Origin of the sequence: Vibrio sp. 3-2(1) (assembly GCF_963887575.1) — a bacterium.
GTDB lineage: Bacteria > Pseudomonadota > Gammaproteobacteria > Enterobacterales > Vibrionaceae > Vibrio > Vibrio anguillarum.
The window spans coordinates 21,515-37,078 of record NZ_CAWPGB010000066.1 but is presented as its reverse complement, the minus strand read 5'-3'; the positions used below and the strand labels follow the sequence as shown (position 1 = coordinate 37,078).

Below are 15,564 nucleotides of genomic sequence, written 5' to 3'. Positions count from 1 at the left end.
TCAACGCATTATAAGAAGTTATAAAGTGAACGAGAAAGACGAAGCCGTTCCAGTTCGCCTTTCTTAGTTCATTTTTTCTTTGTTCTTTCTTTGTTGGTTTTTTCTTTGGATCCTATTGAGAGATACCCGCCAATTTCAGCAATACCGCTTCGAGTTGATCCCATGGCATGAGCTGTGAGTCAATCACTTCTAAGCGTGATTCAAACCCTTCTAAGCTCATCTCATTCACTGAAACGACTCCTTGGTTGATGTTGAAGGCGTAGCATCCTTTATCGGTATTGACGACCGCCTTAACACGCTCAGCGGTCAGGGCACTCAGCATAGAAAAAAGCTCATCAAAATCAAAATGGTATTCAGCGCCGATTAACCAACCACAACTGAAATAACCTTGACCCCGATTTTCTTTGCGCACAAACGCTTTACCCGGCTGTAACGCAAACTGTGGTTCTAACGAAGCATGATGATGGTGATGCGCTTCAATATGAGTAGAAGCTGCGCCGTGAAGACGTTCAATATCTAATAATTCTAAAGGCAACTCACCTTGCTTGACTAACTTGCTAAAAATCTTCGCGGGTGATTGATCAGTCACCCAGTCATTAAATGCATCCACATCAGCACTAGTGCATTGATCCACTTTATTGCCAATCACCACATCACCACTGGCCAATTGGTCATTAAAATTTTGGTTGGATGTGTATTTTTCATTACGCAAGTTGCGCGGATCCACTAAAGTGATCGTGGCTTTTAAATCGACATACGGTGCATATTGATCAGAAGTTAAAGTTGCCACCACTTGCTTAGGGTGCCCAAGCCCTGTTGGCTCAATTAATAGACGATCGGGCTTTTGCCTAAGTAAGGCGTTAATTCCAACAGACATAGGAACACCCGCGGTACAGCACATACAGCCGCCCGGTACTTCTTTGATCAGCGCGCCTTGGTCAGACATCATCGCCCCATCAATACCAATTTCTCCAAACTCATTGACCAACACCGCCCACTTTTCATCAGCAGGTTTATTCTTCAATAAATTCAAAATGGCCGTCGTTTTTCCTACACCAAGAAAACCGGTAATAATGTTAGTTGGTACTTTTTTTGTCATGTCAGCACTCCTTTTGCGGCAGTATATACCGAAATAAGAAGCCAGTGCATGGTTTGCCAGTTAGAGAGGAACAATGAGCCGAGGTACATAAACGACAAAAGGCGCACTACGGTGAGCGCGCCTTTCCCCTCGTAACTCAATCGTGAGTTCGCGAATCGGGAGGACTATAGATGCAACCCGATCATAAACGAGGACATAGAATTGAAATATTGCTGATTCCATCCAAATTGTAGGTAAGGCTTGAATTCCTCCCTGTACGATATCTGAATCTGCCTTACGCTTTAACTATGGTTCATTTGGCTGGCTTAGCAAGGTTCAATCTCTGTTTTTTTAACTCATTTTAAACTCAGATCTCGTTTTTAGTAGAGAATCTCTCCATCTTCCAGATATGGAAATCAACATTGCAGCTTTGACGCTATAGTTAATGGCTTTGGCGCGTATAATTCTGTAACAAAATATGTTCACATTTACCAATCGAGGCCCTTTTTTACATGACCAAAAGAGAGAGATTGAAACAGTCACTGCTTGCAAAAGTTCCAAAAGATACGATTAACCAATTTCTCTCTAAGGACAAAACACCACTCTCAATCCTTTTTCTTTCACTCATTGTCGGTATTCTTGCTGGGATTGTTGGTACTTACTTTGAGGCCGCTGTGCACCTGGTTTCTGAAACACGCACCGAGTGGTTAAAAAGTGAGATTGGTAATATCTTACCCTTGTGGTTGGCCGCTTTTCTTATCAGTGCAGCGTTGGCGTTTATCGGTTATTTCCTTGTGCACCGGTTTGCGCCCGAAGCCGCTGGTTCTGGCATTCCTGAAATTGAAGGCGCGATGGATGGTATGCGCCCCGTTCGTTGGTGGCGAGTACTGCCTGTGAAGTTTTTTGGCGGTATGGGCGCGTTAGGTTCTGGGATGGTTTTAGGACGTGAAGGGCCTACGGTTCAAATGGGGGGAGCAATTGGCCGAATGGTGTCGGATATTTTCCGCATCAAAAATGATGATACCCGCCACTCACTCTTAGCGTCTGGTGCGGCTGGAGGCCTAGCTGCCGCATTTAATGCGCCGCTGGCGGGCATCATGTTCGTTATTGAAGAAATGCGCCCGCAGTTTCGTTATACCCTCATTTCAGTACGTGCTGTTATTGTCTCTGCGGTAGCGGCAAATATCGTCTTTCGTGTGATTAATGGCCAACATGCTGTGATCCAGATGCCGCAATATCAAGCACCAGAGCTGGCTTCACTGTGGCTGTTTCTGCTGCTTGGGGGACTGTTTGGTATTTTCGGTGTGCTATTCAACCGTTTAATCACACTATCACAAGATATTTTTGCCAGAATTCATCGCAATGATCGTAAGCGATATTTACTCACGGGTTCATTATTGGGAGGCTGTTTTGGCTTAACTTTATTGTATATTCCTGAATTGACTGGGGGTGGCATCTCACTGATCCCTAATATCACCAATGGTGACTACGGTGCCGCTATCTTGCTGCTTTTGTTCATTGGTCGTATTTTTACCACCTTGATCTGCTTTGGTTCTGGTGCTCCGGGCGGGATTTTTGCACCAATGCTGGCATTAGGCACGCTGTTTGGCTACGCCTTTGGCCTGATTGCGCAAGAACTGTTACCACAATTAGCGATTGACCCAGGAATGTTCGCCATTGCAGGCATGGGTGCACTGTTTGCCGCAACGGTTCGCGCACCCATTACAGGTATTTTATTAGTTATTGAAATGACCAATAATTATTATTTAATTTTACCGCTGATTATTACTAGCCTTGGCGCGGTTATTTTCGCTCAATTACTTGGCGGCCAACCCATTTATAGCCAGTTGCTTCATCGCACCTTGAAAAATGCCAAGCTGCAACAACAAGATCTTCCACCAAAAGAGTAATTGTGAGACTCATGAATATTGACTCCGCTGCGAATTGTTATGTCTAAGTAACAAATTAGAAGGTGAGATGTTGCACCACAACTCGATAAACTTGATAATGCGCTCGTTTGCTGGCTGCTAGAAATACATTATTCATTTTCTAGAGCAAATGATGACATGGAGTTTATCGTTGAACTGGAAAAGGTTAATTCAAGTACAAAGCACACCGCCCTCTCAAGCGGCGCTAGCATTAGGTGTGATCAGCCTCGGGCATGCGTGGGCGCTTTATATTCCCTCGGTCGGTCTCATTATTCGCCCCTATTTGGCACTGCTCGGTGCATTATTACTGCTGCCTGTCTTGCTAAAATACCTCACCAGCTTCAAGACATTCATGGAGGACATTCGCCACCCTCTTTCCGGTAGCTTGATGGCTCCAATGAGCATGACTTTACTGATCTTAAGTGATTATCTCGCTTTAATTTCACCGCTCATTGCTTATCCTATTTGGTTTACCGCGCTCTTGCTGCACTTCACCATGATGCTGCTTTTCTTCAGTTTTCAGGCCATGAACTTTAAAATCAGCCATATTGTACCAAGCTGGTTTCTTTATCCGGTTGGGTTAATCAGTAGCTCGCTCGCTGGCACGCAATTTGGCCACACTGTCTTTTCAGAAACACTCGTCTCTGTCTGTATCGCTATCTATTTTTTTATGCTGCCGTTAGTGTTATATCGTTTGGTGTTTGCTGGAATGTTACCTAAACGCGCACGCCCAACACTCGCGATTATGGCTGCACCTATTAACCTCACCCTCGCGACGTATTTGGTCAACTTCCCTCATCCTGATCCAATATTAACAGGCGCACTGGCTGGCATTGCCATCACCATGACACTGCTTATTTACCTTTGCTATATCCGTCTGCTCAGGCTCAAGTTTCAACCGTCTATTGCTGCTGTGACCTTCCCTTCTGTCATCAGTGCTATCGCCATGCATCGTTTAACCACCTTCTTTGAAGGACAGTACCCGCAATGGCACTGGTTACATCAATTTGGGTTATTTGAATTGACTATTGCTACTTTCTTAGTCGTTTGGGTTTCTATTGGTTATATAAAAATGTATTGGCCTGAATTATTTGCTAATAAATAAAAACCTAATATTTATCTTTAATTAAAAATTAATTAGGGCTGGATAAGCCTAGGCAATGACGAACAATATAAAAGACACTATACCTTAATTTGCAATAGCAGCCAAAATAATAAAAACTCACTCGTGACAATTTTAAATTAATATTCAATATATCCTTTGTCAGCTGGCATTTAATTAAAAACATATAAAGGATATAACCATGAATTCACGTAAGTGGAAACACGAACTACCGGCTTCTATACAATCTAGAATTGACTATTTTATCAATGATTTGATTAATGCAAATGCTAACGGAAAACACCTAGTCCTGGGGAAAAGGCCAACAAAAAACGATATAGTGTTACAAAGTAATGATTATTTAAGCTTGGCTGATCATCCATTAATTAAAGCACGGTTGAAAAACGCCATCGATAAAACACATGATAGTGTTTTTATGTCCGCTATTTTTCTACAAGATGAAGAGTCTAAACCTTCATTAGAAACGAAATTTGCAGAATTTGTAGGCTTTGATAGTTGCCTTCTTTCTCAATCAGGATGGAATGCTAATACTGCCTTGTTGCAAGCCGTGTGCGGGCCACAAAGTAACGTCTACATTGATTTTTTTGCTCACATGTCAATGTGGGAAGGTGCTCGTTACGCTAATGCCAATATTCACCCATTCATGCACAATAATTGTGATCATTTGCAAAAACTAATCGCTCGACACGGCCCAGGGCTCATTGTGGTTGATTCGATTTACAGCACTATAGGTACGATTGCACCACTCACCGATTTGGTCACTATCGCCAAAGAGTATGGATGCGCCATTTTAGTTGATGAGTCGCATTCACTTGGCACACATGGCGAAAAAGGTGCAGGACTTGTCAGTGAATTAGGGTTAACAGCAGAGGTTGACTTTATTACAGCTAGCCTTGCGAAAACGTTCGCGTATCGCGCTGGCGCTATTTGGGCGAATAATAATGTGAATCACTGTATCCCTTTTGTGGGTTATCCCGCTATTTTTAGTTCAACTATTTTGCCTTATGAAGTCGAAGCGTTAGAAGCGACATTGGACATTATCAAATCAGCCGATTCTAAAAGAACTCAGTTGCACCGCAATGCACACACACTGCGTCGTGGACTAAATAGTATAGGGCTAAGCGTACGAAGTGAGTCCCAAATCATAGCGCTAGAAACCGGAGATGAACGAAATACAGAAAAAGTTCGCGATTATTTAGAAGAGAATCAAATATTTGGTGCTGTTTTTTGCAGGCCTGCCACTTCAAAGAATAAAAACATTATTCGGCTTTCGTTAAATAGTAATGTCACTGACTCACAAATTGATACCATATTAACTGTGTGTGAAAGGGCCCAAAATGATAGCAGTCTCTATTTCAAGTAAGTCACGCATCGACATACTAAACCAATGGTACAATCTCAAATAAGAAGGATAAGGTAAGGAATAACCCTAGGGTTTACCTAGGGTTATTAAATCCAGTGACTTAATTTTTTTAACAATAGCGTTTTATCCGCTGGTTTTAAAACGTAATCATTCATTCCTGATGTACGGATTTTTTCTATCGTTGAAGGGCTATTGTCACCCGTATGCCCAATAATAGGCACTTTACTGTAAGAAGCGGTGGATGAACGGATAGATAAAGTGGCCGAAATACCATCCATAATCGGCATTTCAATATCCATTAACACCAAGTCAATTGAATTATTAGCCAACATTTGTAATGCTAATTCTCCATCGCTCGCTTGCAGTACTTCATACCCTTGCTTTTCTAGCAGCAGAGCGGTGAAGCTACGTAAGGAGTGGTTATCGTCGACCAACAAAATTCGTTTTTCATAATCATATTGTTTTAACGGGATAACATTTTTATCGGCAATAAGCTCTTCCGTTTCAAAGAGTAGTTCATCAATAATCGCCGATCCATCCAATAACAATTTGTGCTTTTCAATTGGGTAAATGGTTAAATGACGCTCCATCGTCAGCGCGTAACGCTGATTTTGGTCATATAAATAGCAAACTTTTGCTTGTGTAAAATGCAGTTTAGGTTCCAGTTTGGTTAAGTAATCCGGCGTTTCATCCAACGTTTGCAGATCCACAAAGATCAGATCAAACTCAAATTCAAACTCTTCTCGACGCAAAGCACTCTCAGGCTCTAAGACATTAAGCTGGAAACCAAGATAGAACGATTTCTCACTGAGATAACGATTCACTATGCTCGTTTTGCCAATATAAAGCAGAGATTTCGCCTTCATTAGATCAAGTTTAATATTAGCAACGGCTTGCGAATCATACTCGGGAAACGTTAAGGTAAACTCCGTCCACTCTCCAAGTTCAGAACGGCAGATAATATCCCCTCCAAAAGCATGCATTACTTTACGGCAAAAGGGTAACCCCAGACCATAGCTGCCATTTTTACCGAAGGTATAAAAGTCTTTAAAAATATCGTCTAGCAAATGAGGTTCAATACCAACACCATTGTCTTTCACTGTAATTTGGTGGCAATTCTCACTTGATTTCAAGGTGATATGGATATTAAACATATCGTTATTTTGATAGTAGAACGCATTCTTGAGTAGATTATAGAGCACGTATTTTAACAGTGTACTGCTGCCTAAAAAATCAAAGTCATCCACCACCTTAAGAGTCACTGCCTGCCTGTCTTCTGGTCTTTTATAAGAAAAACTGCGCAGTGCCTCTTCTATAACAGGCTTTACAGCATGCTTTTTAAAGGTCGATGTTGAGACCCTATTTTGATCAATCGAGGTTAACAGCAAATCAATGGTCTCATTACCGGAGCGAATGACTTCATCAGCATCTCTTAATAGCCCAGCAATCAGCTCTAAATCTTTAGACGGTAGCGTATAAGATTCTGATTTGGATGCAGTAGGATTGGGCAATACTGAACCCATTACTTCAATTGACGCTTTTAACGCACTTAATGGATTTCTCATTTCATGCGCAATCCCTGCGCCAAAAGACTTGGCAATCGACACCTTCGCTTCATGTTCAATTTGGTTACGAAAATAAAACAGGTTGCCAAAAATGTAAGTAAATAGAAAAATCGGTACATACGGCCATTCCACCATCACTCGCAGTTCCGCGTTCATTACGCCATAAGTCACAAAGTAAGCACATGCTAATGCAATAGCTGCTTGAATCAGCATGACTTTTGTTTCGTGGACTAGGAGAATATGGAGGAAAATAGACGCCATGAACGACATCGCCCAGATCGTTGACCAATCGTTCATCAGCATCATGTAGCCAAAAAAGAATGGCAAACAAAATCCTATTGAAAACAAGTAATAGTAAGGTAAGTAGTGCTGTAAATGTTTCGGCGTTGAATTGCGAAAAATAATCCCCGCAAATAAAATGGCGCAAATCGCCCGTAACTCCATACTTTCATAAGGTTGTGGAAAGAGATAAGTCCACACGTAATAATAAAGGGGAAAACCAATGAACCCCATCCATCCCACAAGGGTGAGGTTCGGCTCAGCGTACTGGTATATTTTTTTTACTACGTCCATGCAACCTTACCAAACTGATACATTCATTTTTATAATCATCATTATGCATAACCTAGTCTTTTAAAACGCCGAAGTGAGTCACACTCGCCACGCTATGCTTATTAATAACTAGCACAAGATAGACCACATTCCCATTCATTATGCAACAAGTCTTATTGAGCTGCCGTTATTTCTCGCCACATCGACATCAATGCGTAAGGCTATTTGCTCTTTCAGCTCGCTCACGTGAGAAATGATGCCGATCGTTCGGCCTCCTTGTTGTAAGTCGACAAGGGTTTGAATCGCCAAGTCCAATGACTCAGGATCTAAACTGCCAAAACCTTCATCGATGAACAGTGTATCCAGTTTAATACCACCGCTATATGATTGCACCACATCCGATAACCCCAGCGCTAATGACAACGCCGCCATAAAAGATTCACCACCAGACAAGGTCGCCACATCTCGCCATTTTCCGGTGTAGCCATCTTCGACCATCAGATCAAGCCCTGAACCCACATTACCTTTGGCGCGATCTTCTTTACGCTTGAGCAGGTAACGCCCCTTACTCATGATCTGCAGCCTCATTGAGGCTTGGATCAGCACATCATCTAACAGCACGCCAAGAACAAAGCGGTGTAAACTCACTTTAGCGCCTGTTTTGCCGTTGGCGATATCGCTCAAAGTCCCAAATACTTGGTACTCTTGCTCTAAGGCTTCATTTTTTATATGTAAAATAGCGATTTTTTCTTTCACACTGGTTAAGGCATCCATTTTAGACCGTAACGTGCTCCATTGATCCAATGCGCTTTGCTGTAACATGGCTACAGCCTCGACCGCGCTTGCATACTCAGCAAGATTGGGCTCACTTTTTTCACTCAGCTCACTGGCTAATGTTTGAAGCTGGGCGTTTAACGTCGTACTTCTTTCGTCAAATTGTTTGATCTGCTTTTCAAGCTGCTCGATCTGCTGCGAAGATAAACGCGCCTGTAAATAGTGCTCAGTATCGTCGAACTGGCTCTCAATCAGCGCACTGTGCCACTGCTGCTGTGACTGCGTAAACGCATTTTGCCAATGTATCTGGTGTTCGACCGCCGCCGCCAACGCCGCTTTCGCACCAGAAAAATCGGCGTTCGCTTGATTGAAGCGCGCTTTGGTTTCCGCATCTAAACGGTTGAGATTAGCCAATTGCAGCTCTAACTGGGTTAAAGATTCGTTCAAATGCAAACTGTCTTGATACGACTCCGGGATCCCTTGGCTTAAGGCAGAAACTTCGGTCTGCTCTTTGGCAACCGTCAGGGTGGCCTGTTCGACTTTATGCTGCTGCGTTTCAGCATTTTGCTTAGCTTGTGCTAACTGCAGTTCTAATTTTGCCAATTGTTGAGCTAATTGCTCTGGATTGAGCGATTCAAGATGAGCAATGGAATGTTCAAGATCGCTTTGAGTTTGCTGCAGTTGTACTAAACTTTGCGTATTTCCAGATAATGACTCCCTCAAACTTGCCATCTCTTGTTCAAGCCGTGCGTATTGGGTCGCTCGTTGCTGTTGCTGTTTTAGCGTTTCTTGCTCTGTGGCCAGTTTGTTTTGCTGTATCGCTCTTGCCTGCTGCACTTGCGCCTTAGTCACCGTTTCTCCGGCATAACGCGCTAATTTAGGATGATCGCAACTGCCACACACCGGGCACTCGTCGCCTTGCTCCAAGGTTCGAGCCAGCTCGGCGGCTTGGTTGGTGTGCCAAATCAGCTCTAATTTATCGGCTTGCTGCTTCGCGTCCAACGTTGCGTGCTGTGCCAAATCAAACTGCTGCTGACTATAGCTCAGTGCAGCTTGCTCTATGGCTAAACGCTGTTCAAGCTGCTGCAGCTTTAATAAGCGATCAATCTGCTGTTTGATGGTTTCAAGCTCTAAGCGCTGTCCTTTTAACTCAGCCAACTGTTGGTTGACTCTTTCGCACTCTTGACGCTTAAGCATAATTTGCTGCTCAAACTGCTCAACAGCGGCGTGCAAGTTGTGGCGATTTTGCGTCGCGATCTCCACTTCACGTAAGGCTTGTTGCAGCGCTTTTTGATGATGCTCCCGTTCAACAAGCTTAGTTTTGATTAGGTTTAAGTCATAAATTTGTTGCATCAGATTCGGCACTATTTTGACTTTTTCTGCCGCGTCTTCTTGAGCCGCTTTGGCCTGTTGCCACTGCTGTTGTGACTCCGTAATCGCTTGCTCTTTTTCGGCTCTTGCTTGGTTGGCCACTTCTAACTGACGCTGTGACGATTGTAATTCGTAATAGGGTGAATCTAAGCGCGTAGCTTGCAAGGCTTGATGCCTTTGAGCTTTTACCGCATCGATGACTGACGATTGTGCATCGTGATCGGCTTTAAGTTGCACGAGTTGACGCTGCTCTTGAAATTGTTTAGCAAGGGTTTGCGCCGCCTTTTGCTCGCTACTCGCTGCATCAAACTTTTGCTGGGCATCTAGGTACGCGGCGTGAGCGGCCGTCAATTGCGGTGACAGCTCAGCAATGCACGTTTCAAGGTGTGACTCGCTAGTTGCGTTCACGACGTCCAATGCGCCTTTAATTTGGTGATCAAATTCTTCTTTCGCTTTGCGGATCCCCGCCGCTTTCTCAAACAGCGCTCGTTCAATTTGGCTATAAATGTGAGTTTGAAACAACTGACCAAAGATTTGCTCCCGCTCTTTGGAGTTGGCAGTCAGTAATTCACGAAATTTCCCTTGGGGGATGACCATCACTTGGCGAAACTGTTTTACATCTAAACCGATCAATTCCACCATTGCTTTACCGACGGGATTGGGTTTGTTAGCAAGCAATTTCATTTCGCCATCGACCCATTCAAACAAGCTCGCGGCATGGGATTTTTTTGTTGAGCCTTCACCGCGTTTTTTCGGCACTTCTTGGTCGGGCGAGCGATCAACTTGGTAGATTCGCCCGCCAAGCTCAAACTGGTAGCTGATTTCGGTGAGCGTGTGCGGGTCCGCGTAGTCGCAGCGCATTTGATCACCAGTGCGCTCACTGCCTGTCGTTTCACCATACAAAGCGTAGCAAATGGCATCGAGCAGTGAACTTTTGCCCGCTCCGGTTGGACCATTAATCAAAAATAGCGGCGAGGCGCCCAAAGCGGTAAAATCCACCACTTCTTTATGAGCAAAGGGGCCAAATGCTTGCAGAGTCAATTGTATTGGACGCATTAGGCTTGGGCTCCCGGCTTTAGTTCTTGAATGACGTCGATCACCGCTTGCTCTTGCGCTGCGGTTAACGCTTCTTGCTTAGCTTCTAAGAAAAAATCGCGGAACATATCCACCTCACCGCGTGCCAAACGTGCACGCCCCATTGCTTGATCAACTCCCACCAACATGCCCGGTTTTTCTAAATGCAGTACGTTGGGGTAGGATTGACGCAGTTTTTCCATTGGGTCCAGTATCGCGTGTTTGTCGGTAAGACGAACCAACAGATAATCGTGGTTGTGTGGGTCTGTTTTGCCTTGCTCTATGATCTCCAGCAACTCACCTTCAATAATACGCATGCTATGAGGAGCAGTCAGTGGCACATGCGTGGCGCTGGCAAAACCTTGTTCATCAAATTCAACCAAGGTCGCTCCTTTCTTGTGGTGCTGCTCTGAAAAGCTGTATTTCATTAGAGAGCCAGAGTAACGGATATACTCTTCCCCCTTTTTCTGCGGTTGGTGCAGATGGCCGAGCGCAACATAATCAAAAGGTACAAAGTGTTGATGACTGACACGATCAGAGCCGCCAATGGACAAAGGACGTTCAGAGTCAGATTCGATAGCGCCATCAACAAAGCAGTGGCTAATCATAACGTGACGTTGTGACGAATCCCACTGCGATGTAATCTGCTTAATGAGGTATTGATGGGCTTCATCATGACTGGTTACGGACTCTCCAAAGTGGTGGCGAACGACTTCAGGGTCGTTATAAGGCATACCATAAAATGCCACTTCACCAGCAATGGCTGATTTTAGCACCACAGGCTGCATCATCTGTTCAAAATTGCTAATAATGTGCAAGCCCGAGTGTTGCATCTGCTTGGCCGCAAAGCCTAAACGCTTCGCCCCGTCGTGGTTACCGGGGATCATAATTAAGGGGATGGAAAGCTCGTTGCACACGCGGTTGACTATATCATCCATCAATTCAATGGCTGCCGTCGGTGGAACTGAACGATCGTAGATATCTCCGGCGACGATTAAAGCATCGACTCGATTGCACTGCAGATACTCAATCAATTGATTGAGTACTGCGCGCTGATCATCCAATAAAGAAACGTTATGAAATTGTCGACCGAGATGCCAGTCAGAGGTGTGAAGAAACTTCATTCCAACCCTAAAAATACCGAAAATCAAAGTGCTTCATAATACGCGATTAACCAAGAAAAGCGACGTAAGATCTAGCAAAACAGAGCTTAGGTTACGTGAATTTTCTTGATGACTTTATAAAAATTAAGCTAAAAAGTGGCCATCAATAGATACGAACTTTCAGTTTACGAGGCACCAATTCGATCCCAGCTTGATAACGTTTTGCCGAAGCGTTGAGTGCTAACGCGAGTGCGCTGTCGGCAATCAGTTCAAACTGTTGCGGCAACGAGTTGATTTTAATCGGCAAGAAATCAAGTAGACGGTTGTCACCAAATGTCGATAACTTAACCTGATTCATTAAACTTGGGTTTTCAAACAATACATCTAAAATCCCTTCAAGCAGAGTGTAAGAAGTCGCGACGATCGCATCTGGCATACTGTTATTGGCGATCCATTCATTCACCACTCGTTTGCCCTCTTCACGGTTAAAGTGCGCGCCATAACCGATGATACTGTGCAGATTTTTCGCTCTCAGCGCGGCTTCAAAACCCAACTGGCGTTCTTGCGAAATATTAAGCTCTGGTAATGCACCGACCAAACCAACGGTTTTAATCTCCGGCGTTAATAGAGAGTGAGTCAATTCAAACGCGGCGTTGAAATCTTCACTGATCACACAGGCGAAAAATTCATCATCTAACGGGCGGTCAATCGCAATAACCGGAGTACCTGAATGTTGCAACTTGAGATAAAACTCACTGGCGTGAGGAATCGCGCTGGCAACAAACAGTGCATCGATGCGGCGTGAGACCAAGGCATCCACCACCGACATTTCGGTATGCGGGTCATCGTCCGAACAGGCGATGAGAATTTGGTAACCCGCTTGACGAGAGTTCTGCTCTAACAATTTGGCAAGACGCGCGTAACTGGTGTTCTCAAGATCAGGGATGATGAGCCCAAAAGAGCGGCTATTTCCTGCTCGCAAAGCAGAAGCGGCGTGATCGGGACGGTAATTATGGGCATCCACCACCGCCATCACTTTCTGCTGGGTTTTTTCACTAATGCGGTACTTCTGCGCTTTGCCATTGATTACATAACTGGCGGTGGTTTTAGAGACTCCCGCTAACTTCGCTATCTCATCTAGTGTCATATCAACCACTCTTGTTCTGTGCGTCGGATCATAGAACTCATTTTTTGATCCTTGATGAAGTTGAATTATACGCTGAATCGATTCAGTATAAAAGCTGAAAGGATTCAGCAAAATTACAAAATGATAACTAAGGCTACATTTGACCATCACTTCATCGATGTAAAGATCACCAAATGTGAGTGTTATAAAAAATGAGCAGTGCGAGTAAGTTGAACAGCGCCATTTTTCGTCAAAAATAGGTTTGCTGAATTTTTTTGGGAAAAAAGCTGAAACGATTCAGCTTGAATAAGTCATATTAATAAACTATCACTTAGGTGAAATCTATACTTCAAAGTGATAACGAATTAAGCCGTAAGGCAAAGAGGCCAAAATGCTGCAACTCAATTCCAACAATATTACTTTGGGCCAATCACCCACGAACAAGCAAGAGGCGATTCGAGCTATCGCAGCGGATCTAACCAACAAAGGGTTCGTCGAAGCAGGCTATGTCGATGGCATGCTTAACCGTGAAGCTCAGAATTCGACCTTTCTTGGTAATGGTATCGCGATCCCACACGGTACAACCGATACACGTCAACTGGTTAAGCAAACGGGTGTTGCTGTTCACCACTTCCCCAACGGCGTTGACTGGGGTAACGACACAACCGTTTATGTCGCGATTGGTATTGCAGCGAAATCCGATGAACATTTGGGCATTCTAAAACAACTGACGCAAGTGTTGTCCGCCGATGGCGTTGAAGAGAAACTGAAACAAGCGTCCAGTGCCAATGATGTGATTGCACTCCTCAATGGCGAAGTGCAATTTGAGCCTGATTTTGATGCTTCGTTGATCCAACTGCTTTTCCCTGCCAGTGATATGGTACAGATGAGCGCCGTCGCTGGCGGTTTGCTACGCAATACCGGCTGTGCCGACAATGAATTTGTTGCCGAACTGGTCACGAAAGAGCCAACCCACCTAGGCAAGGGATTGTGGTTAATCAGCAGTGACAAAGCGGTCAAACGCACGGGCATTTCGTTTGTGTCAACCGCCAATGCGTGTGAATACAATCAACTCAACGTCAAAGCCTTGATCGCGATTGCCGCTTGTAATAATGCTCACCAAAACATTCTGGATAAGCTCACGCAGCTTGTGCTTCAGCAACAGCAAGAAACCTTGCTCAATGCGAATGCTGCCCAATTATTGGCTTTCTTCAGCAATGACAATGAGCAAGCTCCGGCAAAAGATGAGAGCGCAGCAAGCAAGGTTGCGGTATTCAAAATCAAAAATGCACATGGTCTGCACGCTCGTCCAGGAGCGATGTTGGTGGCCGAAGCGAAGAAATTTGAAGCCAATATCAAAGTGTCTAACTTAGATGGCGACGGAAAAACAGCCAACGCGAAAAGCCTGATGAAAGTCATTGCGCTGGGCGTAAAACATGGCCACCAGCTTCAGTTTTCAGCTGAGGGGGCAGACGCCGAGCAAGCATTAGAATCGATCGGTAAAGCGATTGCTTCTGGTCTAGGTGAAGGGTGAGGATTAAGCCATGACAAATAAAGTCGTCACTATCACGCTCAACCCAGCGCTTGATTTAACAGGTAGCTTGGATGTGCTGAATGTTGGCTCAGTGAGCCTAGTCAAACAAGGCTCGCTTCACGCCGCAGGTAAAGGGGTTAATGTTGCGAAAGTACTGAGCGATCTCGGTGCAAAGGTGACTGTGACCGGATTTCTTGGCCGTGATAACCAAGAGTTGTTCTGTCAGCTATTTGATCAAATGGCCGCAATTGATGAGTTTGTTCGTGTTGATGGTGCAACCCGTATTAACGTGAAATTGGTGGAGCAATCGGGCGAAGTGAGCGACATCAATTTCCCCGGAGTTGAAGTGACGCCGCTTGCCATTGAGCAGTTCGAACGCACTCTCGAGAGATTAGCCGCTGATCACGACTATTTTGTGCTCGCTGGTAGCTTGCCACAGGGCATCTCCCCAGCATTATGTGCTTCGTGGATCGAAAAACTGCACTCGATGGGTAAAAAAGTACTGTTTGATAGCAGCCGTGATGCTCTCAAAGCGGGCCTTGACGCTAAGCCTTGGTTGATTAAACCAAACGATGAAGAGCTTTCTCAATTTGTGGGGCGTGAACTACACACTCCTGAGCAATGCCAAGCGGCCGCCGCGCAACTGGCCGAAAAAGGCATCGAAAATATCGTGGTGTCGATGGGAGCAAATGGCGTGATGTGGTTGAACCAACATCAATGGCTGCATGCAAAACCACCACGTATGCAGGTCGTTAGCACTGTTGGCGCAGGCGATACTTTAGTCGCTGGCCTTTGCTGGGGACACATGCAGCAGATGGAAAAAACAGAACTGCTTACTTTTGCCACTGCCCTCTCTGCGTTAGCTGTTACGCAAGTCGGCGTGGGTATGTCAAACCGAAAACAACTAGAAACCCTACAACAACAAATCCAATTACAACCCGTTAGCTTAAGCGCTAACTCATAAGGACAGAAG

Annotated in this window: 10 protein-coding genes; 5 read left to right on the top strand and 5 right to left on the bottom strand. The window is 44.6% G+C overall.

Going from position 1 to position 15,564, the window contains the following annotated elements; genetic code table 11:
* Positions 1–112: 112 nt before the first annotated feature.
* Positions 113–1,099, bottom strand: a complete 987-nt coding sequence (locus AACQ79_RS18005; RefSeq protein ID WP_010320211.1) for a CobW family GTP-binding protein — start codon at positions 1,097–1,099, stop codon at positions 113–115.
* A gap of 491 nt (positions 1,100–1,590) precedes the next feature.
* Between AACQ79_RS18005 and clcA the strand changes: the two genes are divergently transcribed.
* From clcA to cqsA, 3 genes are all read left to right on the top strand, one after another.
* Positions 1,591–2,988, top strand: a complete 1,398-nt coding sequence (clcA, locus tag AACQ79_RS18000; RefSeq protein ID WP_013868492.1) for a H(+)/Cl(-) exchange transporter ClcA — start codon at positions 1,591–1,593, stop codon at positions 2,986–2,988.
* Positions 2,989–3,136: 148 nt separating this feature from the next.
* Entirely contained in the window at positions 3,137–4,111 is a 975-nt protein-coding gene (locus AACQ79_RS17995; RefSeq protein WP_013868491.1) for a TDT family transporter, read from the top strand.
* Positions 4,112–4,310: 199 nt separating this feature from the next.
* Positions 4,311–5,492 carry an alpha-hydroxyketone-type quorum-sensing autoinducer synthase gene (gene cqsA / locus AACQ79_RS17990; RefSeq protein ID WP_017050024.1) on the top strand — a complete coding sequence of 394 codons (1,182 nt, stop codon included), beginning with the start codon at positions 4,311–4,313 and terminating at the stop codon, positions 5,490–5,492.
* Between the two features lie 86 nt (positions 5,493–5,578).
* Here cqsA and AACQ79_RS17985 read toward each other — a convergent pair whose 3' ends face one another.
* The 4 genes from AACQ79_RS17985 to cra all read right to left on the bottom strand — a co-directional run bounded on the left by AACQ79_RS17985 (position 5,579) and on the right by cra (position 13,225).
* The gene (locus tag AACQ79_RS17985; protein ID WP_170899492.1) at positions 5,579–7,630 is read right to left on the bottom strand and encodes an ATP-binding response regulator; all 2,052 of its coding nucleotides are present in this window, start codon (positions 7,628–7,630) and stop codon (positions 5,579–5,581) included.
* Between the two features lie 138 nt (positions 7,631–7,768).
* On the bottom strand, positions 7,769–10,810 hold the full coding sequence (locus AACQ79_RS17980; RefSeq protein WP_170899491.1) for an SbcC/MukB-like Walker B domain-containing protein: 3,042 nt from the start codon (positions 10,808–10,810) through the stop codon (positions 7,769–7,771).
* Entirely contained in the window at positions 10,810–11,952 is a 1,143-nt protein-coding gene (locus AACQ79_RS17975; protein ID WP_170899490.1) for an exonuclease SbcCD subunit D, read from the bottom strand. Before AACQ79_RS17975 ends, AACQ79_RS17980 begins: the two co-directional genes overlap by 1 nt.
* 142 nt (positions 11,953–12,094) lie before the next feature.
* The gene (cra, locus tag AACQ79_RS17970) at positions 12,095–13,225 is read right to left on the bottom strand and encodes a catabolite repressor/activator (RefSeq protein WP_170899489.1); all 1,131 of its coding nucleotides are present in this window, start codon (positions 13,223–13,225) and stop codon (positions 12,095–12,097) included.
* Between the two features lie 223 nt (positions 13,226–13,448).
* On the opposite strand from cra, the gene fruB reads away from it, so the two are divergent.
* Positions 13,449–14,591, top strand: coding sequence for a fused PTS fructose transporter subunit IIA/HPr protein (gene fruB, locus AACQ79_RS17965; protein WP_115340062.1), 1,143 nt, complete (start codon positions 13,449–13,451; stop codon positions 14,589–14,591).
* Positions 14,592–14,601: 10 nt separating this feature from the next.
* Entirely contained in the window at positions 14,602–15,555 is a 954-nt protein-coding gene (pfkB, locus tag AACQ79_RS17960) for a 1-phosphofructokinase (RefSeq protein ID WP_013868484.1), read from the top strand.
* Positions 15,556–15,564 lie beyond the last annotated feature (9 nt).